17 protein-coding genes are annotated in these 25478 nt (G+C 46.1%); 2 read left to right on the top strand and 15 right to left on the bottom strand.

Annotation, left to right across the window (positions count from 1 at the left end; all coding sequences use genetic code 11):
* Positions 1-329 precede the first annotated feature (329 nt).
* The 8 genes from AB3489_RS13120 to AB3489_RS13155 form a co-directional block, all read right to left on the bottom strand.
* Entirely contained in the window at positions 330-716 is a 387-nt protein-coding gene (locus AB3489_RS13120; RefSeq protein ID WP_368293241.1) for a fibronectin type III domain-containing protein, read from the bottom strand.
* A 62-nt stretch (positions 717-778) separates the two neighbouring features.
* Positions 779-2113 (bottom strand): ABC transporter permease, encoded by a 1335-nt coding sequence (locus AB3489_RS13125; RefSeq protein WP_368293242.1) that lies wholly within the window; start codon positions 2111-2113, stop codon positions 779-781.
* Positions 2110-2835, bottom strand: coding sequence for an ABC transporter ATP-binding protein (locus AB3489_RS13130; protein ID WP_368293243.1), 726 nt, complete (start codon positions 2833-2835; stop codon positions 2110-2112). The genes AB3489_RS13125 and AB3489_RS13130 overlap by 4 nt, the downstream gene beginning before the upstream one ends.
* A 49-nt stretch (positions 2836-2884) precedes the next feature.
* Positions 2885-4129 carry an efflux RND transporter periplasmic adaptor subunit gene (locus tag AB3489_RS13135; protein WP_368293244.1) on the bottom strand — a complete coding sequence of 415 codons (1245 nt, stop codon included), beginning with the start codon at positions 4127-4129 and terminating at the stop codon, positions 2885-2887.
* Positions 4130-4157: 28 nt separating this feature from the next.
* Positions 4158-5117 carry a TolC family protein gene (locus tag AB3489_RS13140; RefSeq protein WP_368293245.1) on the bottom strand — a complete coding sequence of 320 codons (960 nt, stop codon included), beginning with the start codon at positions 5115-5117 and terminating at the stop codon, positions 4158-4160.
* 417 nt (positions 5118-5534) lie between these two features.
* On the bottom strand, positions 5535-6482 hold the full coding sequence (locus tag AB3489_RS13145; protein WP_368293246.1) for a TolC family protein: 948 nt from the start codon (positions 6480-6482) through the stop codon (positions 5535-5537).
* A 254-nt stretch (positions 6483-6736) separates the two neighbouring features.
* Positions 6737-9424, bottom strand: coding sequence for a cell wall-binding repeat-containing protein (locus AB3489_RS13150; protein ID WP_368293247.1), 2688 nt, complete (start codon positions 9422-9424; stop codon positions 6737-6739).
* Between the two features lie 522 nt (positions 9425-9946).
* On the bottom strand, positions 9947-12706 hold the full coding sequence (locus AB3489_RS13155; protein WP_368293248.1) for a S8 family serine peptidase: 2760 nt from the start codon (positions 12704-12706) through the stop codon (positions 9947-9949).
* A gap of 155 nt (positions 12707-12861) precedes the next feature.
* On the opposite strand from AB3489_RS13155, the gene AB3489_RS13160 reads away from it, so the two are divergent.
* Together AB3489_RS13160 and AB3489_RS13165 are read left to right on the top strand one after the other, a co-directional pair.
* On the top strand, positions 12862-14931 hold the full coding sequence (locus AB3489_RS13160) for a cell wall-binding repeat-containing protein (protein WP_368293249.1): 2070 nt from the start codon (positions 12862-12864) through the stop codon (positions 14929-14931).
* A gap of 212 nt (positions 14932-15143) precedes the next feature.
* On the top strand, positions 15144-16124 hold the full coding sequence (locus tag AB3489_RS13165) for a glycosyl hydrolase family 18 protein (protein ID WP_019224712.1): 981 nt from the start codon (positions 15144-15146) through the stop codon (positions 16122-16124).
* 129 nt (positions 16125-16253) lie between these two features.
* Here the strand turns inward: AB3489_RS13165 and AB3489_RS13170 are convergent, their stop codons facing one another.
* The 7 genes from AB3489_RS13170 to AB3489_RS13200 all read right to left on the bottom strand — a co-directional run bounded on the left by AB3489_RS13170 (position 16254) and on the right by AB3489_RS13200 (position 25473).
* The gene (locus tag AB3489_RS13170) at positions 16254-16865 is read right to left on the bottom strand and encodes a sugar transferase (protein WP_019224711.1); all 612 of its coding nucleotides are present in this window, start codon (positions 16863-16865) and stop codon (positions 16254-16256) included.
* A gap of 123 nt (positions 16866-16988) precedes the next feature.
* The gene (locus tag AB3489_RS13175) at positions 16989-18158 is read right to left on the bottom strand and encodes an aminotransferase class I/II-fold pyridoxal phosphate-dependent enzyme (protein WP_019224710.1); all 1170 of its coding nucleotides are present in this window, start codon (positions 18156-18158) and stop codon (positions 16989-16991) included.
* Between the two features lie 192 nt (positions 18159-18350).
* Positions 18351-19571 carry a glycosyltransferase gene (locus AB3489_RS13180; RefSeq protein WP_019224709.1) on the bottom strand — a complete coding sequence of 407 codons (1221 nt, stop codon included), beginning with the start codon at positions 19569-19571 and terminating at the stop codon, positions 18351-18353.
* A gap of 700 nt (positions 19572-20271) precedes the next feature.
* On the bottom strand, positions 20272-21606 hold the full coding sequence (locus AB3489_RS13185; RefSeq protein ID WP_019224707.1) for an O-antigen ligase family protein: 1335 nt from the start codon (positions 21604-21606) through the stop codon (positions 20272-20274).
* A 19-nt stretch (positions 21607-21625) separates the two neighbouring features.
* Positions 21626-23041 (bottom strand): oligosaccharide flippase family protein, encoded by a 1416-nt coding sequence (locus tag AB3489_RS13190; protein ID WP_019224706.1) that lies wholly within the window; start codon positions 23039-23041, stop codon positions 21626-21628.
* 96 nt (positions 23042-23137) lie between these two features.
* Positions 23138-24280 carry a glycosyltransferase gene (locus tag AB3489_RS13195; RefSeq protein WP_019224705.1) on the bottom strand — a complete coding sequence of 381 codons (1143 nt, stop codon included), beginning with the start codon at positions 24278-24280 and terminating at the stop codon, positions 23138-23140.
* Positions 24277-25473 (bottom strand): glycosyltransferase family 4 protein, encoded by a 1197-nt coding sequence (locus AB3489_RS13200; protein ID WP_368293250.1) that lies wholly within the window; start codon positions 25471-25473, stop codon positions 24277-24279. Before AB3489_RS13200 ends, AB3489_RS13195 begins: the two co-directional genes overlap by 4 nt.
* Positions 25474-25478: the final 5 nt, after the last annotated feature.

A 25478-nucleotide genomic window follows, 5' to 3' on the forward strand; every position in this document is an offset into this window, starting at 1 on the left:
AATTGATTTTTAGAACTATTGTACGATACTCATATCCTTACATATTATACCATAATCATATCCAATTTTTTCATATTATAAGAGATTCAATTTTATACTTTTCCATTATTACTGCGCAATCGATAAATATAGGATATTACTAACGTTGCAAACCTGCATAAGAGGCTTTCATGGTTACCTCAAAATAGACGGTAAAAAGAATGATTAAATGACGCTAAACCCCGGCACGAAATAACATCGTTCCGAGGTTCACCTTTGTCAAGACGCTTTTTAATTGATCCCTACAAATTTTCCAATTTCTAGAGTAGGATCATAAATTAAGGATTCATCTACAGATCTGGAACGCAAGTTACAGTATCTGTATACCCTGAGAAGTTTCCGGCACTATCCTTGGCCTTTAGCCGGAACTGATAGTTCCCTCCATTACTTAAACTGCCAATTGTTGTACTCGTCGCTGTGCTTGTGAAAGTTTTTATCGTCCAATAGGCCGCCCCTTCTGCTTTATACTCCAGTTGGTATCCGGCTATATCACTCTCCGCATTTGCCGTCCAGCTTATTATCGCACTTTTATCGCTGGGCGCTGCAGCTAGACCCACTGGACTAGCCGGAGCGACTTGATCCTTGGCTATCGCATATACAACAGTTGAATAGTTCGACCAGTTCCCTTTCAAATCTTTGGCTCTAACTTTAAAGTAATATCGTGCATTATGCGTCAAGTTTTCTACTGTTTTACTTAGTGTTTCTTTCCCTACGACTTCCAAATGGTTGTTTTTAAAATCTACTCATACCTTAACGCCTCGATCGGATCAAGCTTTGCTGCCTTATTGGCCGGGTAATAACCAAAGAATACGCCGATAGCCATCGAGAATAGGAAGCTGATAATCGTCACCAACAGAGAAATTGTTACAGGAGCATTGAGCGTAACCGAAACGATGGCTCCGACTGTCGTGCCGATGATGATTCCAATGAGACCGCCTATGCCGGAAATAATCACTGCCTCCGTCACAAACTGAAGTCGGATATGGAAGTTTTTCGCGCCAAGAGCTTTCCGCGTCCCAATTTCTCTTGTCCTTTCCGTTACAGATACCAGCATGATATTCATGACGCCAATCCCACCGACAAGCAAGGATATGCCTGCTATAAACGCAATCGCCGCCTTAATTGTATTCAAAGTACTCGTTATTGATTCCAGTGCAGATTCCATGCTATTCACCTTGGCACCCCAGACAGTATTGGTGCGATAGACATTGTCAAGGTAAGTTTGTAAGTCATCTGAAAATGTCAGTACGTCCGTACCACTGCTCGCAATGACTGTAATACTCTGGTAATTTTTTTGATCTGAATCCAATTTAGCGATAGAGACCGGAATATATAAGCTAGTTGATACGTCCTCTTCAGACGAGGTACTCTGCTGACCCATCGTTGATTCATCATATTTATACACGCCGATGATGGTATATAATTCGATTTTGCTGTCTGTGTAGACCTTGACTACCTTGGACAACGGATCCGTTCCATCCTGGAACATGTTTTCGACGAATTTATCTGAGACAACGGCAACATTGCGATAGTTCTCTATATCTTTGTCTGAAATATATCGCCCTTCAAGAATTTCTAAGTCATTTGCCAGTTGATAATCCGTATTAGTCCCTGTGATTATCACATTGGCATCGAGGTCTCCGTCTTTTGCTGTCGCACTCCCGACTGATTCTGACAGAGAAGCTCCTGCTATTTCCCCTGGAAAGGTTTGTTCCATTTTTGTGATCATTTCTTCCGAAATCAAATCCGAATCCTGAGGTTCAGACGTATTGCCGCTTCCGCGCATTCCTTTTTCTCCGCTTCCGGGAGGAGCTCCACCGCCTCCGCCTGTCATCATCATCATGCCTCCGGGCATCGTCCGCTGTTTCTCCGATTTTTCCCGAACCATGACGGTAATATTATTCGTGCCAAAAGATGACATATTGGAACTCACGGAGGCTGTCATGGCATTTCCAATGGTCACGATCGCGATAACAGAGGTGATCCCGATGATAATGCCAAGCATTGTTAACAATGCCCGCATTTTATTGGCTCTTAAGGAGGCCAAGGCCAAAACGATATTCTCCCAGATCATGCCTTCACCCCCATTGCTTCACGCTTTAGGCGGGAAATATCGCTGTTATAGAAATCTCCGGTAATCATACCATCACTCAGCGTAATCTGCCGCTCTGCCTCTTCGGCCAATTCAGGGTTATGGGTAATCAAAATAATCGTTTTATGTTCCTCACGGTGGATTTTTAAAAAAATATCCATCACCATTTTCCCCGTCTGGGTATCAAGGGCACCTGTCGGTTCATCTGCTAAAATGATTGCCGGATCGTTAGCTAAAGCTCTGGCAATGGCAACCCTTTGCTTTTGCCCCCCCGAAAGCTCATTGGGCATATGTGTCATCCGGTCTCCCATTCCTACAAGTTCTAGTAACTCCACGGCTTTTTTTCTTCTTTCTTCTTTATGGATCCCCAGATAAAACAGTGGCAATTCAACATTGCTTAAAGCCGTAGATCTGGGAATCAAATTAAACGTCTGAAAAACAAAGCCTATTTTCTTATTGCGAATTTCTGACAACTCATTTTGGCTCATATCCTCAATGGATATCCCGTCAAGGGTATAGGTTCCTGAGGTTGGACGGTCCAAAGCTCCGATAATATTCATCAGGGTACTTTTGCCGGAACCGGAAGCCCCTACGATGGAGACAAATTCACCTTCCTTGATATTCAAATTGATATTTTTCAAAATAGTCAGTTCATTTGGCATTCCAACATAGTATTTTTTGATCGCATTATTAATTTCAATCATGAACTCATCAACCCTATCCCTATAGATTCACTGATCATTTTGTTATAGTTCATTGCGCAGTTGCGCCTTTTGAGGCAGTTCCGTTCGTTGATGATTGCCCAGAAGCCGTACCCTCTGCTGCTCCGCTTGGAGCTGTTCCAGATGGTGCGGATCCACTTCGAGCTTTTTTTACCGCAGCGCCATTTGAGTTTGCTGACAGGTCAACCGTCTGCCCGACCGTCACACTTGTAGGATTGGTAACGACAATCAAGCCATCTTCCAAGCCATCTCCTGAGATCTCAACATTTGTGGAGTTTTCGAGACCGGTTTCGACAGGGATTTGAACAATGGTATTATTTTTCACTGTATCAATGAAATTTGTACCGTCTTTTGCAGTAACAACTGCATCAAAAGGAACAGAATAAACGTTCTCCTTTGATGTGAGGATGATTTCGAGGAAAGCATTCATGCCAATCTTAATCAGTGGATCAGGCTTCAGAATTTTCACCCTAACCTCGAATTCAACATCAGTTGAACCAGACTCACTAACGGCTTTAGGAGAGATATAGGATAATCTTCCTTGATAAATTGTATTCCCAGTGACGTTGGTCGTCACTTGGACATCCTGGCCAACCTTAATACTCGCAATATTATACTCACTGACATTAGCCGTTACATATAAATCATTGATATTCTCGACCACAAACAGGATATCATCGGTCGGCGGCTGCAGTCCGACCTCCGCGTTCGATTCTGTCACGGTACCATCTATTGGTGCCGTAATATTGCCTTCATTGAGGTCTTTACTCAAAGTATTATAACTTGTTTGCGCATTTTCGTAGCTTTCTTTGGCACTTTCAAGCGCTGATTCGGCAGATTTTAGTTCTTCGACTGTCACCCCATCATACTCGTATAGCGCTTTATCTGTTTCATATGTAGTGATTTTCGCATCCAAGTCTCTTTTTGCTGCATTCAGCGTTGCTTTGGCCTTTTCGCAGTTATTGTATACCTCCTCCATATCCAGTGTAGCCAGGAGCTGTCCTGCCTTGACTTTGTCTCCGACCTCAACATAGATCTTGTCAATCGGAGCACTTACACTTGAACAGACATTTTCTACTTTCGCACTATAGATCGTTCCTGAGGCTGAGATGCTGTCTATGAGCGTTCCTTTGCTTAATGTCGCTGTCTGCATCGGTACCACTGTGCTCGCAGTCTCATTTTTAGCAAACACAAAGGTTTTTACTGCAATGCCCGTGACTATTAAGATAATAAGTACAACAATCAGAACGATCCATTTTTTCTTTGGTCTTTTCATTTCTACTCCTCCACTTTTCAACTGTTAACTAGTTTACAATTAAGCCTTTTTTGGCCCATTCATATTTCACGTAGGCCTTATAAAGTTCATTTTTATTCCGATCATTACTGATCTGGGCATTTAGGTAATTGTTTTCTTCAGTTAAATACTCCAGCTTGGTAATTGTTCCATATTTATATTTAATTTCAGCCAGCTTAAATGCATTTTGATCATTAGTAAAGTAGCGCTCATCGTAATCAACCTTTTCGACGGCTGATTTTAAATTGTTATAAGCAGTTTTAAATGAAGATTTAAAACTGCTGACCGTATCAAAATACACACTACTATTATCATCATTCCAAGCTGCAATACTGACGTCATAACTATTGCTCAACCCCTGAAATAAATCCGAATTATAATCAATCTTCGAGAACTGTACAGATTGATAGGGTACACTTCCGATAATAATGTTAACCTTCTTATCAAGATCTAGATGATATCTGAAATCTTCTAGAATATTATCAATTTGATTTTCAATGGATTCAATAGTGTTATTTTGATCGGTCACGTTTTTTTCAGCTACAAGAAGTTCTTCTTTCGTTGCAACGCCGTAAGAAGCTTTCACCTCCATCAGCTTATATTCATACTCAAGTAGTGTTTTTTTCGCTTTGCTTGCGTTCAGCTGTTTTTGCAAGTCATTATACGCAAAAAAATCATTTTGCACTTCCCAAACTACATTTAAATTTGCTTTATCCAATGTATAATTGGCTACTATACCATTATCACTTTCATTGTATACCTCCTGATTGTCCTCCGTATCCGGGCTTTTCGCTAGAACTTCCTCTTGGATCTTATCAAATGGAATCATATACGTATTCATACTTCCTTCGGAGTCTGTGGTAACCATTTCACTCGTGTCAGAGCCAAAGACTTGTACGGGTACTAACACGATCAATATAAGAAATACCGTTAGAACTGATACTGTTTTTTTTAACCGTTTATTCCTCATTTCAATTCTCCTTTTTTATATAACTTTCTTAGTTATCATTGCATAAACTTCTTCATGTTTTTGACAATTATACTAAAACATGTTTTCTAATTTACCTAGGAAATTATTCCCTTCATTATTCTAGTTAATGAATGTGAACTTTTGATGAACAATTTCGTACGATTCTGTGAAGATTAATAAGGTGCCTCGTTAAAAAGAAAAACCCGGTACGATGTACTTTCGTGCCAGGGTTCTACGTTACTTAATCATTTCTTTGTGGACACTTAAACAATACACTCTGAAACACCGTTTACCTAGTCTCAGTTAGTACTTGGCTAAACAAAAAGTCATTGATTTAATCAACGACTTCTAAAGGTTATTTACTCTCCGTTTTGTAGCTTTTCGCTAAAATGCTTGATGAATGGCGCCTAAAAAAATTTATGATGCAGATGAAGAAGACGACACAACAAGTCCTTCCTTAGCCCACTGATAGTCATTATAAGCTGAAAACAGTGCATTTTGGGCACTTACCAGGGATAATGTCTGACTCATATATGAAAGCTTTTCTGTCTCAAGTTGAATATTAGAGATCATACCCAAGTTTGCTTTATACTGAGTATATAGCCATTTATTTTCTGCAACAGTCATTTTATCTTGTTCGAGCTTTAACTGTTTTTGTTTTTCCAAGATGTTCTGATAGGTTTGGTAAAATCCATTCTCAAAATTCCTCTCGGCATCTGTTACCTGATAATTATCAGTAGCTACCTGTATTTTATAACTTAAGACTTTAGCTTTTTCATAATCTTCATCCACTTTGATCTTCGAAATGTTCTCTTCCTTGACGACAGGGACTGTCCCTAGTACCAAAGGAGCATCACAGTCCTGATCAATCGCCATGTTGAAACTCTTTAGCGTCTTCTTCTGGGTATCTTGAAGGTTCCTTAACTGCATCATTGTATTATTTAGTTCATTCTGCGCTTTGGCTACTTCTGTTTCCGTTGTCATCCCTAGTTCAAGCTGTTTTTTTGCTAATATATAACCCTTTTCAGCTATGACCAGCTGTTGGGCCTGTACTTCAATTTGTTTCTGTATTGTATTATAAGCAATATACTCAGCATCCTTCTGGTATATTAAGAGCATATTAGCCATCTCTGCGTTAATCCCGGCTGTACCTATATCCACTCCCGCACTAGCCAGGGCATAATAGCTGTCATTTGTTGAAAGGATCGTCAGATTACGTTCTATCATCAGTGTTTTTATTTGTTCAAAATCTATTTTATAAATAGTATTAGGATCTGCTTCCCAATCATCAGCGAAAAGATATTGCGGCATCATTAGAAGTGATATGCACAAAAGGATTAAAACATGGATAGCGAGTTTTTTCATACGTTTAACTCCTCAAATAATTTAATCTTAATTTTTAATTTTATACCACTGTAAGAGTTTTGTCTACCACTGCCTGCATAATATCGTCTATTTGTTCGATTTGTTCTTGTAGGGTCATCCATATTAAATTGAGCCACATTTGACAGATAACCTAAAAAAGATGCTGTTAATAGTATTAAACTATTAACAGCATCTCGGTTAGCTTATTTGCCTAGACTCAGGACTTACCTGATATCTTACAAAGAGCCATTCAATTAGACGTTAGCGTCAACCGTAATGGTCTTGAACGGAGAGCTTGCGCCCATCTTCTTAACACCAATGGTAATCTTACCATCAGCGGCAGTTACATCCAAGGTACCAGCAGCAAACGCAGGAGCACCAAGCGTTACTGTACCGCTAGCCTTAGCAGCAACCAACTGACCAATGATAACATCAATTCCAAGATCATAGGTTTCATCAGAGTCGGTGTCAAAGTAGATTTCACCCTCGTCTCCAATTCTAACAACTCCGTCGCCGGCAGATCCGTCAACAATGATATTCTTAGCTTGGAGAATTTCGCTGATATCTGTTGAAGCTACACTGATTTCATCTAAGCTTGATTCAAATGTAACACTGGTAATTACAGGTGAAGTATTCTTAACTGTAACTGTCTTGGAAGCAACCTTACCTTTATCCGTTGTGACTATAGGAGGTCCAGCAACGTAGCTATACTTGTTAGCTGTAATCGTTGCGCTACCAGTCAGATAGGCTGTTCCTTCTTGAATGGTGAAGGTGTTATTCGCATTTACAGTAATTGTTGTATCAAGGATCGCTTTGCCGGTCGGATTAACAACGGCGAGCACAAGGTCATTATTGGCGTCAACATCTGCGGCAGCTAGCTCTAAAGCATCTGTAAGAACATCACCGCAATAATAGCCGGCAGAGTTATAGGTTCCAACTCTGAGAACGACTTCTTCGTCAACATTTACTACAGCTGCTTCTGGGTTCAAGTCGATTGAGAAATCGGCATTATCCCCACCAACAGGTAGAATCTTATAGGAATTTACGGTATCATTCGTTGAAGCGTAAACATCAATGGTAGCAAGTGTTGTTCCAGTCGGTTTCTGGATTTTGAGCGCTCCATTACCCGTGACATCCTGTCCTGTAAATGTAAGGAGCAATTGTCCTTTATCTGGATAGACCGGAGCTGTTATTGCTGCAATATTGGCGATAACATCATCGGTATCAGGATCGGAAACCGTAGCTGCTATTTTGTATAAAGTAGCATCCGTTGTATCTAATGTATCACCATACTGGTCAAACATAGTGACAGGGCAAGCATCTCTGGCTGTGCCAGCAATTTTAATCGTACCTACTGGGGCAACTACTTTGGTAAGTTTACGTTCTCCAGTTGATGCTTTAACTGTAAAGGTTACAGTCTTGCTGACAGAACCGGAAGTAACGGTAATATCAGCCGTTCCAGCGCCAGCAGCATACAAATCTAAATCATTCTGTACATCGATTACAAAAGGATCGGAGGAAGTTACGGTAACAGCATCTGTAATATCAACATTTTTGCTGCCTTTTACAGTATTTGCTCTAACTTCCGAGATCGTTGCAGTTTCATCTTGAACCAGTGTATTACTGGTTAGATTTGCAATTTCTCCAGTTATTTCAAACTTAAGCGTTGTAATGGAAGATGCAGCAGTCGCATTGCCTTCAATGACTGTAGCAGAAACTTTGTCAGATTGAGCAACAATTTGACCTTCTTGGGAGATGATTACTTCATACTTGAAAGTATCGCTGGCTGCGCCATTCAGGAAGTCATCCATATTCGTAGTATCAAGCGCACCGGTTGTGCTAGTGTAACCATCATCAAGGACGTTCTCGGTTGCTTGGAATTCAATAGTATAACCATTTTCATCCAATTGATCAATTGTAACTACACGGCCACCGTTAATGGTGAAAGCCAGAGTTTGGTCTTCATCATCAGCAGTATAGGATTTACCTGCAACACCTTGTACTGATTTAACTTCGATCGGTCCAGTAGGAACAAGACTATTTATCACAGAGTCAGATACAGCACTTGCTCCACCAAGAGCAATTACGAAGCCCACTTTGTCACTTACTGAGGAACCAGCAGGAATACTGGAACCGTTAGCAAGAAGGATAGGAGCATTGTAATTAGCTGCCAGGGAAGAAGCTGCGAGAGCGTCAACCAGAGACAAACCATTAGCTACATATACTCTACCATATTCAAAGTCTAAAGTTGTTACAACAGCTTTATTGGTGTCGAAACGGTCAGTACCAGCAAGGCGGGTAGCACCTGCATAGTCCTTAACAACACTGGTTCCGCCTACAAGATAGGTTTTGGATCCAACAATCTTGGAGGAATCTACAGTACCGTCAGCTTTGGTCAGTACGATAGCGAAGTTCTTAGCTGCAGCGTAGGAAGCCACAGAAAGAGCATCTGCCAGTGAATTGTAACCAACAACGAAAGTACCAGCAGGGCTGGTCAGTTTAGCGTTGATTGCATTAGCAGTAGCCCAGCGATCAGCACCAGCAAGCTTCGTAGCAGTAACGCCGGAAATCGCATTGACTTCGGCAACAACTGCATCGGAAATAGCACCGATAACATAAACTTTGGTAGCACCCAGGGCAGCGATTTTAGCTTTTACGCTAGCATCGAGGGCTGTTTTACTTGTTAAAAGGATCGGGGCGTTTTCCTGGCCGGCTAAAGGTGCGGCAGCCAGAGCGTCAACGAGGTTGGCTTGATCGGCAGGAACAAGGATTACTGTACTAGCAGTAGTCCAGCCTGCGCCAGCAATTTCTAGAGATGTTCCAATTCGGTCTGTACCTGCAAGTCTGGTGCTGTCAGCTGTTGCAGCAAACATAGCAGCAGGCATCAAGGTCAGAACCATAGCAATGATAGCTAATACGGCTATCTTCTTCGTTCTACTCATTTAGTCAAATCTCCTCTCTTTCTTTAAAAAGGGTTTTTTTGTCTTCGGGCAAACCTGATTCAATTTAATTTCTGTCTTTGAATCAGTCTCCCTTACTCGATGCGGAATCTCCTTCTTCACCCCCCTTAACAGTGTCGCAAAGATTATCCTTAGACATTGCGCAATATCTAAAGGCACCACCCAACCCGGGGGCGTCCCCCCTCTGAGCCTCGTTCCTCAGGGGCGGTTATCCCTTTAGACGTTCTATGGGTAAAGAGAAGCTTATGTAATGAGCTTCTCATACCTCCATATATTATTCTTTAAAGAACTCAATATTCCTGCTAAAGCACACAACTTTTTTCACAGGAAACATTGGTATTCCTTAAGAAATTGACATAATCACCCAAATTAATCGCGCTATGTTATTCTACAATATTCGCGCAAAAATTTCCACTGTTTTTTTAGTGACATTCTGTTCACAGTCCCTCTATAAGACGGCTTTTGGGGCATTTACCTGACGCAGGAGACAAATTGCTTCTTATTTTACAGTAATCCGAGCTGCCGTATCTCCGTCAAGACACTACTCGGCAATGCTTTTGCCCCGCCGATCGCTATCACCGTTTTGCCTTTGTACGATGACAGCAAAACTTTTTGACTGGCAGACAGACCGCTTTGGGAAACGAGCAAAATATTGGATGAGCTTGTCGCTGCCAATATTCCTCCGGTCAGTGCGTCGGGAAAATTCATTCCTGTAGCTATATATAGTACCTGTCCTGCCGTTTTATGTTCTTGGAGAACCCCTGCAGACGTTGCATAACGATCCGCACCGCCGATTCTGACCGGGGATGGCAGCTCTGACAGTACATTTCCGGAGACTGCTCCGCTCCCGCCGATCACTTCCGTAGCGGTAATGGCACTTTTCTTCAGAGCAATCAGCGTCTCGCTGTTTAAGATCCCGGAAGACGTCAACAAAATTGGTTTGCCTTCTACTGCTGCGAAAGAGGCCGCTGCAATTGCATCCGGAAAGTTGACCCCGCTGACCACGACTGCCTGCCCTTTTGTGCCAAGCGTGTCGGCAACAGCCGCAGCAGTGTCATATCGGTTGTTTCCGGCCAGCCGCTTTACAGCGGCAATATTGGCGAGCTTTGCTTCGACGGCAGCTGAAACAGCCCCCGTACCGCCGAGAATAATAATTTCATTTGGGTTCAAGTCCTGCACTGCCTGATAGACTTCCTGCGGCAGCTCGTTAGGGTACGTCAGCAGGATCGGCGCGTGGTATTTGTAAGCGAGCGGTGCTCCGGCCAGCGCATCAGGAAAGTCATCAGCGCGGGCAATCACGACGGTATCCGCGCCGGTAGGGAACGCTTCCCGTGCAATGGCCAGCGCGGTCGTGATCCTGTCCGATCCGGCGATCCTGTCCGTATTAGAATTCGGACTCCAGCCAACCCGGTAAGTACCGGGCTCATAGATGGAGACTTCTACCTCTGCGGCGTTTGTTGAGAACCCGCCGCCAGCCCTGATCCATCTCGAGCCGCTCCATCGATATAAATAGGCAAGATAGTTGGTTTCTGATCCGTATGCATATGAGGCAGGCAGCTCTGCTTTGACCGTCAGGTTAAGGACTTTTTCAGGCAGTACTTCTCCCCAACTGATTGCATACACCCCGCTGCCGGAAATGATCCCTTCAGGAAAACTGGCTGGAGATTTTGCTTCAGATATGGAAATGTTGATCTTTTTTTCCGTTCCTGTACTATCGACCTGCAACGCAAAGGCTCCGGTCGGGATGGTCAGCTCGACCGCGGGCTCCTCACCGGTGTTTCCAGCAGCTACGATGCCGCCTTCCCAGCCCAGAACGGCCGGGGCGGCATATCTCTGCAGAGTTCCAAATGTCTTCAGGGCACGATAGATATCCAGTCTGCCATAACCATAGTCATTATCCCGGCCCTCCTGCCCGAGATCATAGGCGGATCCTATCAGGGCCTGCTTAATTTGATCGGCCATCAATCCTGGATATTTGCTCCAGAGCAGGGCTGCGGCACCCGTAACAAACGGTGCCGCGATCGAGGTCCCCGTCATATAGGCGTAGCCCGTCTCTGTATTTGACCAGTAATCGGTAAGGATTCTTTTGCCCGGAGCGGAGAGCAGCACCTCCGATCCTGTCAGGGAAAAATCCGTAATCACATTAGAGGAATCCAAAGCCGAGACAGCCAAAACGTTCGGATTCGCCGCAGGATAAGACACCTCGCTGGTTCCCGCAGTAGTCTGGTGGCTGTAGACCTGGGAAGTGCTTCCGGAAACATTACCTGAAGCTCCGATCAGCAGGCACCCTTTATCAGCTGCATACTGCAGCGCATCGTCAAGAATTTTGGTTTCTTCATCGGAACCGAGGCTCATATTGATGATCTTAGCACCGTTATCGACGGCCCAGATAATACCGTCCGCGATGACGGCATCCTCTCCTTCGCCGTTTCTGTCCATGGCCTTAATTGGCATGATTTTCGCATTATAGGCGACTCCGATAATGCCTTTATTATTATTACGGGCGGCGATCAGTCCGGCCACAGAAGTGCCGTGCCCATTGTCGTCCTGTACAGCTGAGGTCGCGGTACTTCGCGTAATCGCGTTATACCCTTTCACAAGATTGCTGCCGTTTGCATCCGCCAGATCCGGATGATCGAGGTCTACACCGGTGTCAATCACGGCAATCACGACCCCTTGGCCGGTTACACCTTCTTGCCAGACCTGGTCGGCCCTTACCCTTTGCAGCCCCCACTGGTAACTGTATTCGGGGTCACTGACGGCTGTAGTGATAACTTCCGTATCTACAGCGCCTTCCGTCTGATATTTTTTACTCCAGGAAGCACTTAGAACTCCCGGAACCTGAAGTGTTTTTTGCAGGATATCCGCTGCTTCATTTGTATCTTTGGTTCCTTCGAACTGCAGCGTGCAATAATCAAGCGGCCCCGTCCTTACCAGCTCGCCTCCGACAGCTTCAGCCAGTGTATGGAGATCGGTGTTCTGAGTTGTCTCAACGACCAAACGTACGGCTGCCGGATCATATTCTTCCGATATAAACAGCAGCTCGCTGTTTCCGCTTGGCGTTTGCTCAGATTGGGCCGGCAGTGTTGAAGAATCAGATATCTCTATAGCAGCTATGGCCTCCCCCAGGCCGTCTGGTATGCCCTGAAATACCAGAATAAAACAAAGTAAAAGTGCTGAAAAACTTTTTACGTTTAGAAGGAAATTTATTTTCAATCCGATCGTTTTTTGTTTTTGCGCATTCCTGGTGCTTATAGGCAGCATTTTTGTTTCCTCACATTTTTTGTGTTTTTGTATGTTTTTCACAAATTCGGCAAGATCTTATATTTTCCTGCATTTTGAACAGGACTTTCGAGTCTGATGGCGAAATAAAGAGATATCCAGTTTTTTGCCAGACAGAATAATGGAGGAGAATCTTTATGTTCAAGTTAAAAATGAATAGTCATCGAAAAAAGCAAGCGACAAGCCTGGTTAGAAAAGGAATAGCAACTCTGACCCTGGCTTCTTTCTTTACGTGCAGCCTGTTTATGGGGACGGGAGAAACGCCTAAGTCCGCCTATGCTGCAGACAGCAGTACCACTTCCTTTACCCGTTTTGCCGGAGAAACAAGATATGAGACCGCAGTCGAAATATCTTCAAATAACTGGACCAATGCCGGCAGCGTCGTCCTGACCCGCGGAGATGCTTTTCCGGATGCACTGGCCGGTGCCGTTCTGGCCAATAGCGCTGTGGTAGGCGGTGGGCCCCTGCTGCTGACCGAATCCAACCGGCTGCGCCCGGAAGTCCTTCAGGAAATCCAACGGCTGAATGCTTCCTCGGTCTTTATCCTTGGCGGAACAGGCGCGATATCGTCGGGCGTAGAAAATGCACTGAAGGCTAACGGCTTGACGACCTATCGGATCCAAGGAAACGACCGCTATGAAACGGCGGCTAATATTTCAACGACATCCGTGGAAAACAGTACCCGGGCTTTTCTAGCTTCAGGCAAAGTCTTTGCCGATGCGCTGAGCATTTCTTCCTACGCAGCAGCCAATGGAATCCCGCTGCTGCTGACCGATACGCAGAAAGTCCCAACAGCCACCCTGAATGCGCTCCAGAAACTCGGCGTTACTGAAATTACCCTGATCGGCGGTGAGAGCGCCATTAGTGCTTCGGTGGCAAAACAGCTCCAGACAGCCGGGTATACGGTCAGCAGACTGAGTGACCAGGACCGCTACAAGACCAATGTAGCCATCTTGAAGAACCTTACGTTTAATATGGATAAGATGATCGTGGCGACAGGCGGTTCCTTCCCGGATGCACTGGCAGGCTCTGTACTTGCTGCCAGGAACAATAATCCGATCCTGCTGGTTCCAAAAGATGAAAATGCCCTGCTGAATACTCCGACGACCGTTTATCTTGGGACTAACAGAGCTAATGTGAATAGTTTCTTTTTTCTGGGCGGTTTTGATGTGATCAGCACAGCAGTACAAAATATTGTCCAGATCGGCAGCACCCGTTCTAAAATATCCCTTCAGTTCTGGACGGGCTATGGGGTGAAGTCTGAATATGAACGGTTGCTTACCTACGTACCCGATAGCTTTGCTGACTATATCGATATCCTTGTTCCGAATTTCGCCGGGGGTTTACAGGACGACGGCAGCTTTGCTTATCGCTTTAGCACTGCCGAAACTCCCACGTATCTCGTATCCCTGGGGCACAGCAAGAACGTCCAAGTCCTCCCGCTGGTTATGGTTGACGGGGAGTTAGGGAACAATATGCTGAGCGATCCTGCCAAACGGAATAAATTTGTGACAAGCGCTGTGAAGATGATTCAGGAAACAAATGCAGACGGCATCGACGTTGATTTTGAAATACTAGATGATGATCTGGAAGAAGAAGTTACTGACCTACTGGCCCAGCTTTATTCCACTTTGCATCCGCAGGGCAAGATGGTAATTGCTTCAGTAATGTCCAAAACATCTGATGCGCAAACATGGTACGCTGAATTCAATTATCACGATATGGCGCAGTATGCAGATTATCTACAAATCATGAGCTATGATTATTCTACATCGAATCCGGGACCGATCGCACCAGTCGATTGGGTTCGCAAGGTTATGTCTTACGCCGTTACAAAGGTTCCTTCAGAAAAAATTCTAATGGGTATTCCCTATTACGGACGGGACTGGCGGGTTAATAATACCGGTAACGGATGGGTAATATCTCAAACTTTTGGCTGGACTATAGCGAATAAAACTGCTGCAGAAGCTGGAGCAACGATAACCAGAGCATACACACTGATTGATCCGATAGGCGTCCCGACCTTTACGTATATCGATGAAAACAATAGGAAACATTCTTGTTATTTTGATGACAGGCTAAGCTGGGGCGTGAAACTGGACTTAGTGAACGAATTCGACCTCGCTGGTATTGCCGGCTGGTCCATGACCTGGGTCAACGATGTCAGTGCACCGGAATTATATCCCCTGTTGAAAGAACATATTTAGTAGTTATATTCGCTCAATAAACGATTCCTCAGTAAAATGAGAACTGACAAAGAGCTGCAGGCAAAATATTGCTTGCAGCTCTTCTAAATTGCATTGAAGTTATAATCACGATCAACGCCTCCAGAATACTATAATCATAGTACATGAGTATTTTGAAATAACAATACAACAAAGACTAGGAGCAATTAAATTAACTGAAGAGAGGTGTTAACGTGAAAACATCCCTGTATTTTTGGGACGGTTACGGCAACAAGGCTGCCTACGAAAGACAGCTGCCCTGTGTTCCAGCGGGTTTAACGGATACCCCCTCGATCTTATCGCCAAATTTTGCAGGGCCGCTGCAAGCGGATGGTAGTTTTGGCTATGTCTTCACCGATCCTGAAATACCGAAGTACCTGGTCGCTCTCGGACAGCGCAGCGGCGCCAAAGTGGTTCCGATGGTGCTGGGCAGCGGCAAGACTGCCGGGGATATGCTGCGTGATCCTCTGAAACGCAGTATTTTCAAGGAAAGCTGCCTGAAGCTCATCCGGGATACCGGAGCGGACGGGATTCTGGTCGATCTTGAAGCGCTCTCGTCCGATACCGGACCGGGGCTTACCGCTTTAATGGAAGCCCTCTATGCCCAGTTATCCGCCGAAGGAAAGCTCATCCTCGTCTCTGTAATGTCCCGGACTTCCGACACAGCAGAGCCCTGGTGCGTTCAGTATAACTACGCCGAGCTAGCCAGATATGCCGACTACGTACAGATCATGTCCTACGACCTGCATTATGCAACCTCTGCACCGGGTCCGATCGCACCGCTGGATTGGGTGCGCAGGGTCATGGCTTATGCCGTTACGCGGATTCCTCCCTCGAAGATCCTGATGGGTATACCGTTTTACGGTAGAACCTGGCGGCAGGACGGTACGCGCTGGTTATCCAAAGCGCTAGGTCTTTCCGCTGCCACGCGGACTGCTGAACACTTTCGTGCAGTAAGCACGAGAAAGACCTCTTCCTCCGATCCCATCGGTACACCAACTTTTTGCTATACAGATGAACACGGTCATCGCTGGACCGTGTATTACGATGATAGCCGGAGCTGGGCAGGTAAACTCTGCCTGCTTAACGAATTCAACCTCGGAGGGATAGGCTGCTGGTCCCTGGCCTGGCTCGACCAGACAAGCGCCGGACAATTTGCGGCACTGCTGGAATAGGAAAGGAACGAAATCAGCAATACCCCCAAAAAAAGAAGAGACACCTGAAGCGCCTCACGGGAAAAGTTTCTTTTATCATACATGAAGAGTACGTAAGTCATTATAGAAACGTGCTGAACCATTCCAATATTAGTATGCGCCCTTCCCCTTTATAACAATAAAAAGGGTCTTCCAAAGTATCTTCAGATCAAGGCCTAAACGCCAGTTCTGGACGTATTCCACGTCATATTTCAGGGTTTCCGTGAGTGTCAGCTCACTGCGTCCATTGACCTGGGCTAGACCGGTCACTCCCGGCGGCATGTCCAAACGATGACGCTGTTCAGGCGTATACTGATCCACGATTTCCGGAACTTCCGGCCTCGGACCAACAATGCTCATCGTACCGTTGATAATATTCAAAAGCTGGGGCAGCTCATCCAGGCTGCTTTTCCTTAAGAATCTGCCGCTCTTCGTAATCCGCGGGTCATCCTTATCCTGAAAGATGAAGTTGTCGGGATCAAACTTGCCTTCTTTTTTCAGCTGCTCAATTTTTTCTTTCATCACTGCATCTGCATTCGGAACCATGGTTCGGAATTTATAGATCGTGAAGAGCGCTCCATTCCGCCCCACTCTTTCCTGCCGGAAGACCGCGGGGCCTTTGGAATCGGCTTTGATCCAAAGGACAATCATCAGCCACAATGGGGATAACACAATGAGCAGCGGGATGGAAATCAACAGGTCTAAAACCCTTTTCGCAAACAAATTACCACTCCTTGGGATTTTACTCCTTCACATCTTACAAATATTCTTACTATCTTTCGTAGGTGATTTCGAACAATTTCCTAAATTCTATAAGAAACGGAGGAGAAAGTGTGTTCTTCCTTCTTATAACCTGACCTTTTCGATAACACGCTGTACGGCTTCAATAACATCCTGAACATCGGCATCACTCATTCTGGGATAAAGCGGCAGGGAAATAATTCTCTCGTAGAGCGCTTCCGTCTTTGGAAAATCTCCGGGTTTGTAGCCAAAGGTATCCCGGTAATACGGGTGATACGGAAGCGGAATATAGTGAACGCTGGTGCCGATATTTTCTTCCTTGAGCAATTCAATAAATGCCGCCCGATCCACCGTAAGTTTATCGAGATTCAGCCTGATCATATACAAATGGCGGGCATGACGGGCATACGCGAAATCAGTCGGAACTTCTATTTCGGGAAGCTTGCTGAAAGCAGCGTTATAACGCTGCCAGATGATTTCTCTTCTGGCCTGCATGGATTCCAGTTTAGCCAGCTGGGTCATTCCCATCGCGGCCTGGATATCCGTCATATTGTACTTGTATCCCGGGTATTCAATCTCATAGTACCAGGAGCCTTTTTCAGAAAACCTGTTCCAGGCGTTACGGCTCATGCCGTGGAGGCTCAGGACCCTCATTTTACCGGCAAGCTCATCATCATTGGTGGTTACCATGCCGCCCTCTCCGGTTGCCAGGTTCTTCGTCGCATAGAACGAAAAGGCCGCAGCATCACCAATCGTGCCGACCATTCTGTCTTTATACTTCGTATACGTGCCATGAGCCGCATCTTCCAAAACAAAAAGGTTGTATCTTTTCGCAATCCGCATAATTTCATCCATCTCGCACGGCAGCCCGGTCAAATGAACCGGAATAATTGCCTTGGTCTTGGCTGTAATCTTCTCTTCGATCTTTGCCGGATCGATATTCATGGTTTGCGGGTCAATATCCACCAGAACAGGAGTCGCCCCGCAGTGAATGATGACATTTGATGAGGCTGCAAAAGTCATGGCCGTCGTGATCACCTCATCGCCTGCTCCGACTCCGGCAGCCAGCAGGGCGATATGCAGGCCTGCGGTACAGGAATTCAGCGCAATGGCGTGTTTAACACCGATATATTCGGCAAACCGCTTTTCAAATTCTCCGGTCTTTGGACCCTTGGAAATCCAATTTGATTTCAGGCTGTCAACAACAGCTTCAATATCATCATCTTCAATCAGCGGTAGCGCATAGGGAAGGAACTGTTCGCGTCGTGGACTCATAAACTTACGCCTCTTTCTTAGTTTCAGTGTCTGTTATTATGTTATCGTGTTGTTCTTATTAGATTTGTTTTTTTGATTTATCAATTAATTGTTTTTATACTTCGCTTATTCTTCAATACTTTTAATTCCTTGTTCATTGGCTAATTTTTTATTGACTACTTTATTTTACTACGCTTTGGCCAAAAAACAACTTCAGGCTTTCTTCAAATGAAGCTGTTCAAGCCAGTTTCTGACGATACTGTCCCAGGAATAGTGCCTGATGACATATTCCCGGCCCTTTTCGGAGAGTACCCTGCAGGTTTCCGGATCTGCCTTTAGGCGCAAGACCGTCTCGGCAAGGACTTTGGGGTTCTCGGGTTCGAGCACCACTCCGCCGCCGCTCTCCTTGACAATCTCGGCGCCTTCACCCTCTCCGACATAGATCAGCGGCTGACCGCTGGCCATCGCCGGGAATACTTTGGAAGGCCTTACCCCTTCCGAGAGCTTATAGCGTCTGAGGGTCGAAAGACTGATGCTGCTTAACGAATAATAACGCGGAATCTCTTCGAGCGGCTGGAAATCGATGAAGCGGACATTGGGCAGATCCTTTTCCCGGGCAATCTGTTCGAGCCGGGGTCTTTCGGACCCGTCGCCGACAAACAGAAAAAATATTTCCGGCTCGGCGCGCAGCAGATCGGCAGCCTCAAGCGCTGTCTCAATCCCATGGGCATACCCCATCGTCCCTGCATACAGGATTACGTATTTCCCCTGCAGACCAAGCTGCTGTTCCAGCACCGAGTCTTTGGGCCTTGGTTTAAAAAGTTCGGTATCGACCCCGTTAGGCAGAAATAAGATATCTTCAGCTTTGACCCCTTTCTTTTTCAGCCCTTCCACAATCCCCTGGGTCTGGGCCGAAAGCTTAAATGCCTTGCGGTAAAAACAACGTTCCAGCCACTCGCACATGCCGATAAGCTGCTTATTCGTGACAAGTCCGAGCTGTACCGCGGATTCCGGCCACAGATCGGAGACATTGAAGATATAGGGTGCTCTTTTGAAGAAAGAAGTAATGACAGCTGTAAAACCGATAAAAAGCGGCGGAGATTCCACAACGATCAAGTCCTGGGGACCGCTGCGGCAGATTCCCAAAAAAGCGGAAAACACAAAAGAAAAATAGTTCAACAAACGCAGCCAGAATCTGCCCCGCTTCACCGGATAGATGCAGGTTCTCAGAATAACAATCCCTTCCATATCCTCACGCGTAAACACTTTCCCCCGGTATTCATCTGGGATGATCCCTGCGGGATGGTTCGGAAAGGCTGTCACGACCGTAACGGTATTCCCCTGGTTCCGCAGACCTTTGGCCAGCTCCCAGAGCCTTACCTGAGCTGCCCCCTTCTCCGGCGGAAAATACTGCGTCAAAAGCAAAATACGCATATTTATCTTTACTCCTAGATTAAACTTACTTTACTAAACCTATTTTGGCTGCTTCTTCTAGTACATTGATCTTTAAATAGTTTGAGAAATATGTTCATTTGGGTCTGGTCTGCGCGCCACATTCCGCTCTCGGCTGTTGCGCCATCCGTGGCTTGTCGCTCCTTGCCCTCCATAGCACCGCGACATTAGTCCATCCATGGACGTTAACAGCCGCGCTCCGCCTCCATGCTCCGCTTAACGCTGGAATTGTGACCCCCAGACCTGATTTAGGGTAATCAAGCTTGTATGAATGATTCGAGCAGGGAATTTGAGAACGTTGTGCTAGTAATAAAAAGATGTGCTAAGCGCGTCCAGCTGGACTGCTGATGCGGAACGTGGCGACGGCCATGGATAGCTTAATGCCGTGATACCATGAACGCAAACCATAGAAGGTCTAATACACGCAAACTTATATAAACGATCTTATAATCAGTCTGTGGGCTACAGAACAATTATAAAAGCTTATGATCGGTCTGCGTGCCACGGTTCCGCGAAAAGCGGAGCAGGAGTGCGGAGCGCGGCCTTTTGTGTCAAGGAGGACACAACGGCCGAAAGCGGAATTGTGGCACGCAGACAGGCCCTAAAAATGCATTCAATCTGTGGCCCACAGACAAGCCCAAAAAATCGGATTAATCTGAGTCAACGAACTAGCTCTAACAAATTAGTCAAGCTCCAGCCGGTACTTCCGCGAAAGCTTCAACACAACAAGCATCGCGCAGCTGAGCCAGAATATCGGATCCTCGAAGAAGCGTCCCTCAGCTTGAGAGCTGATAAATACGGTTGTAGCCCACAGCACATAGCCTGTGCCGGCAAAGTATTGGTTTTGCTCCTGAAACATACCGAGATAGTCATGTCCGAGGCTGAACAATTTGGCCAGCCTGTACAGGATAGCTGCCCAGATCGCCGTGAGTACAGTCAGCCCCACGGCCCCCAGTTCCGAAGCAATCGTCAGAATGGTGGTGTGGGAGCGTGTCGCTCCGCCGGGGATATTCATGAGATCAAAATAACTCTGTTTAAACACAGTCTCGAAAGTGCCAAGGCCGGTGCCAATCAGCGGATGGTCCTTGAATATTGCAATTGCGGCCTTCCAGAGGTATAAGCGCTGCTCACTCGAGTATGCGAAACCCTTCGTTATCGTCAGCATCCTCTCCCAGATTTCCGGACGAAGGAAAATCACGATCGCCCCGCAAAGGGCACCTAAACCGAGAACCCAGAGAACAGCCTTTTTGTTCGGCAAGAAGATCAGCGTGGCAATCAGAATCGCCAGAAGCGTCAGAAATCCACCGCGCGAACCGGTCAGTACTAATTCTGCCAGCAGGACAGCGAGACACGCCATATAAATCATTTTATGGCTTCTTTCCCGGGTATAAATCTGCAGAACAAAATTCGACGCAACCCCCAGAATGATGTAACGTGCAAAAATATTGGGGTCGACAAAGGTAGCATTGACACGCAGCGTCTGCTCAACCAGCAATTTGTCTCCCTGCCAGATCAGGTTCCCCGTAATTCCTTCATAGAAACTGACCAGCGCAAGCAGGAGTGCCATGATATGTACGGCTTTGAAAGGCAGCAGGGCGCGTTCTTTATCCATCAAAAGTGCGATGGAGATAAACACGGCAAACAAAATCAGTAGCCGGATGGTTTCAGTAACAGTGTTGCCAAAGTTGGCGGAGTATACAACACTTATCCCACCGAGAATGATAAAAGCCAATAAAACAAGCGTCAGTGGATCTTTTAGAACCACCCTAAGCTTTTTGCGCATCTCCTCCGAAAAAAACACGCGGGAAAATGCCGCCAGGATCAGAACGATACTGGTAAGCCTGGTCAGGGAGACCTCTCCCAAAATTTTTTCCAGAAAGCCAAGGTTCGGATACCAGTTAATCGATATTTCCAGCGCAACTGCCACTGCCAGAGACGGCACAAGCCATAGCGGCTTTTTGACAGCCAGGTAACCAAGAAGTATGATGGTCAACACGAATACCGGCCACTGAAGCATGTTCGATTCCTCCCAGTTCTTATTTTCGAAGACCCTTCTGAATAACAAATCCACCGATCTTCCGGAAATCTCTGTCCAATATCACGAGCGCCAGGCAATAAATGATTCCAGCCGTTACAGCAGATAGCAGCGGATGAAAGCTGTTTGTCAACCAGGCGGTCCCTGCCATCAGCAAGGAAGCAAATACGATTGACGGGAGCTGGCGCCAGATCCGAATCTTATAAACCCCTTTTCGGACCAACAGGTAGTATCCGCAAAAGATAAAGATCTCGACAATGATCAGCGCATACGCTGTACCGCTGATCCCAAACAGCGGATTCAGAACCATAATCAGAGTAAACATCAGTACAAGCGCGGCACCCTGTACAATCGTTCGCTGCCACTGGTGGTTGGTGGTCGTCAGGACATCGCCGAGGGAAAAACTCATGCATTCCAGTGCAAAGAACCAGGACACAATCATCAGGATCGGAATTGATTCATCAAATTTTCCGGCATACAGCCATGTTGTCAGCGGTCCCGCTAAGACAAAAATCAGGATGCTGCCTGGGATCCCAATCCCGGAAAGCAGCTTAAATACCTTTTCAGTCGTATGACGATGACCGTCCTTATCCGTTTCCCCGAGCTGATACAGCACAGGATAAAGTGCACTGGTCATCAGGCTCGGCAGGAAGATCAGCATCAGGACAAGCTTGTACGCCGCAGAATAAATCCCTACCTCGACATTGCTGGCCGTCAGTGACAAAACCAGAATGCTGAGCTGGAAAAAGACGTTATAGAATATCCTGTGGATCCCAAACGGCAATCCGTTCCTGACCATTAGCATCAGGCTGCTCCGTTCAACGCGCGGCCTGATTTCCCTTCTAAGGGCGAAAAACAGGAGTACACTAATCAGTATATACGTAAACAAATGGGTAAACGTAATTGCAACGACTCCCATCCCGGCAAAGATCACCGCAATGGTCAGTCCTCCGATCAGAAAGGTGGTCAAAAACTGGAAGGCTGCAGCCAGGTAGAGCTTCTGAACGGCTTGATAATAGTTATAGACCGACTGATTCAGTGCATTGAATGATACAGCAACACCCAAAACGACAACCATTTCTTTGGTCGACGTATTGTATCCGGCCGGGAACATAAAGATGACCATTAATAGAAAGCATACAATGGAGATTACGGTCTTGACAAACAGTGTGTTGCCGAAATACCGCGGCAATTCGGTCAGGTTCCTCGAACAATCCTGCACCATGAGCTGACTGATTCCAAGCTCCGCAAACAGGATAAACGTTCCGACGAACGCGTACGCTGTGGAGTAATCTCCAAATGGTCCCGGGCCAAGATAGCGGGTAACAAATATACCCACCACGGCGGCAATGGCCTTGGCAAGTACTCCTGATATTCCCAGGGCCGCAGCATTTTTAGCGATCAGGCGGGTATCCAAACTCTATCACTTCTTCTTTAGCTTTTCTTCATTCGGCATTACGGTCTCTCTTGGACGCTTCGATCTATTTCCATCTTTTCAGCATGTTCTTAAGTCTCAGTTCTCAAATCTGCTGTAAATCTTCAGCAGCTTTTCCTCCATCTTGCCCCAGTTGTACTCTTCTCTGACAGCCTTGATGCCGTTATCGCCCATCTCTTTGCAGAGCCGCGGATCGGCCAGCAGGATGCCCAAACCTTTGGCAATATCCTCAGGCTTGGTCGGATCAACAATGATCCCGCTGTTATAGCTGGTCAGAAAATGCTGGATCGGAGGAAGATTGCTGCCGACAATAGGGATGCCGCAGCTCATGTATTCAAACTGTTTAATCGGTATGTTCTTAAAATATTTGGGCAGCGGCAGCAGCGTAACAATGCCAACCCTAGACTTTCGGATATACTCCTGGACCTCGATATGGGGCACCCGTCCTGTGAAAAGGATATTTTTGCTCAGATCATTTTCTTCAATGTATTGGGTGACGATTTCTTTGCCTTCTACGTCATTAAAAGGCCCCACAAAAATCATCCGAATGTCCGGATACTTCTCCTTCAGCAGCTTGATAGCCTGGACAGTCATATATACGCCGCGCTCCAGGGTAATATCCCCCTGGTAAATGGCATCGTATTCCTTTTCCGGGAGTTCCGTTTCTTTTGGCGAAGCGTCAGCTTCCGGCGGTATAAATTCCGTAAAATTATAGACCACATCAACTCTGGGATTTTTGCCGGCAAACCGGTCTTTGACCGCATCATCTGCCGTGATGATCTGGTCAAATTTTTTAGCATAATACAGTTCACTTTTATCGACCAAAAAAGTAGCCAAGGGCCTCAGGATCCGCGGGATCTTCCTGGACATACGCATCATATCCGGGTAATGCTCGTGGACATCGTAAATCAGCTTGCATGCAGGCAGCGCTTTTTTAATCTTTAACACTTTGTAGATTAGTTCAAAGTCGTGGAAATGGCAGATATCCGGTTGAAGTTCGATCGCTTTGGCAACGACGGTATCCCCGAGCTTAAAACGGCCGTAAAGAGATCCCGCTCTTGGCACGCCAATGATCCGGATCCCCTGTTCCCTATATTCAGTTCTCTCATCAGGTACAATCAGGGTAATGTCGTCATATTTTTTCTTAAGAGACAAAGCCTGCTTGTAAAATATTCGGTTATCGAGGGCCGGATGACCCGTTGTAAGAATGCATATTTTCAAACTGTCCTGCCTCCTGTTAAAGTTTGATAGACGCGGACCGTTTGGGCCGCATTATTTGACCAGGTAAACTGATCTAGCACCGTTTGCCTGCCTGCCTCACCGAGCCTCCGGCAGTAAACAGGGTCTCTGAGCAGCACATCGAGGGCTCCGGAAAGATCTTCGACATTCCGGGGGGCGACAAGCAGACCGTTTTGGCCATGGATCAGCGCATCTTCGATTCCTTCGCCGCGGACACCGATAGCCGGCAACCCCTGGGCCATCGCTTCAATATAGACGACGCCGAAGCCTTCCTGCCAGCTTGGCAGACAGAAAATATCGGCCTCTGCCATCTCTTTCATCACTTCAGGATGGGTAAGCTTTCCGAGAAAAACCACCTTATCTTTGAGGTTCAGACTTTCCGTCAAATCCTCCAGGGCTTTTCGCTCTTCCCCGTCACCTGCAATAAAATATTTGAGTGAAGGATATTTCTTGGTCAGAGATGAAACCGCCCGGAGATTCAGATCGATGCCCTTGGTTTTCTTAAGATTCGAAACACTCAGGATCCTGATTTCTTTTCGGGTATTACCGGAAATATCCGGCGGCGGTACACAGTCATTCAAGTCGATACCATTATTGATAACCTCTGTCTTCGAGAAAAAAGCCTGGTCCCTGGTGATATTCTTCAGTTTGGAGCTGACTGTAATGATTCTGTCCGTACCTTCCAGTACCTCAAAAAGTCTCTGGCGGCATTTTTCATTTTTGGTCAGGGTTGACTGAAAGTCCTGCCCGTGGATGGTAACCACAAGCGGAATATCATCGTCTTTCTTCAGTAAAAATGCCGCGTAGCCGTCGGGAAGGGCCACATGGGCATGAATCAGATCAAATGGAAACTCCCGGCGGATCTGCGCGACCTGTCTGCGGATTCCCCGGTACATGAAATAGCCCGACTGATCCAGGAAGTATGAGCGCGGAAACTCGAGATAACGCGGATAGTATACTTCAACTCCGTCCACCACTGCCTTATCGGGTATGGACGCATAGGTCCGCCATTTCGGCTGGAGTGCCGGCAGAGGCCAGGGTGCATAAGGCACAGGCGATACGACTTTAATCTCACAGCCTTGATTCTGCAGCGCTTTAACCTGCTTATGAATGAAAATGCCGTAAGCCGGATTCTGAGATGAAGGATACATATGAGAGAGCACTAATATCTTCACCGTTA

It is taken from the genome of Dehalobacter sp. TBBPA1 (assembly GCF_040931655.1).
GTDB lineage: Bacteria > Bacillota > Desulfitobacteriia > Desulfitobacteriales > Syntrophobotulaceae > Dehalobacter > Dehalobacter restrictus.

What these genes read in the sequence shown, in the direction of transcription:
- AB3489_RS13180 (WP_019224709.1), bottom strand. Translation starts at nt 19,571, where the DNA reads ATGCGTATTTTGCTTTTGACGCAGTATTTTCCGCCGGAGAAGGGGGCA.
- AB3489_RS13175 (WP_019224710.1), bottom strand. Translation starts at nt 18,158, where the DNA reads ATGAGTCCACGACGCGAACAGTTCCTTCCCTATGCGCTACCGCTGATT.
- AB3489_RS13155 (WP_368293248.1), bottom strand. Translation starts at nt 12,706, where the DNA reads ATGCTGCCTATAAGCACCAGGAATGCGCAAAAACAAAAAACGATCGGA.
- AB3489_RS13160 (WP_368293249.1), top strand. Translation starts at nt 12,862, where the DNA reads ATGTTCAAGTTAAAAATGAATAGTCATCGAAAAAAGCAAGCGACAAGC.
- AB3489_RS13130 (WP_368293243.1), bottom strand. Translation starts at nt 2,835, where the DNA reads ATGATTGAAATTAATAATGCGATCAAAAAATACTATGTTGGAATGCCA.
- AB3489_RS13185 (WP_019224707.1), bottom strand. Translation starts at nt 21,606, where the DNA reads ATGCTTCAGTGGCCGGTATTCGTGTTGACCATCATACTTCTTGGTTAC.
- AB3489_RS13140 (WP_368293245.1), bottom strand. Translation starts at nt 5,117, where the DNA reads ATGAGGAATAAACGGTTAAAAAAAACAGTATCAGTTCTAACGGTATTT.
- AB3489_RS13145 (WP_368293246.1), bottom strand. Translation starts at nt 6,482, where the DNA reads ATGAAAAAACTCGCTATCCATGTTTTAATCCTTTTGTGCATATCACTT.
- AB3489_RS13135 (WP_368293244.1), bottom strand. Translation starts at nt 4,129, where the DNA reads ATGAAAAGACCAAAGAAAAAATGGATCGTTCTGATTGTTGTACTTATT.
- AB3489_RS13125 (WP_368293242.1), bottom strand. Translation starts at nt 2,113, where the DNA reads ATGATCTGGGAGAATATCGTTTTGGCCTTGGCCTCCTTAAGAGCCAAT.
- AB3489_RS13150 (WP_368293247.1), bottom strand. Translation starts at nt 9,424, where the DNA reads ATGAGTAGAACGAAGAAGATAGCCGTATTAGCTATCATTGCTATGGTT.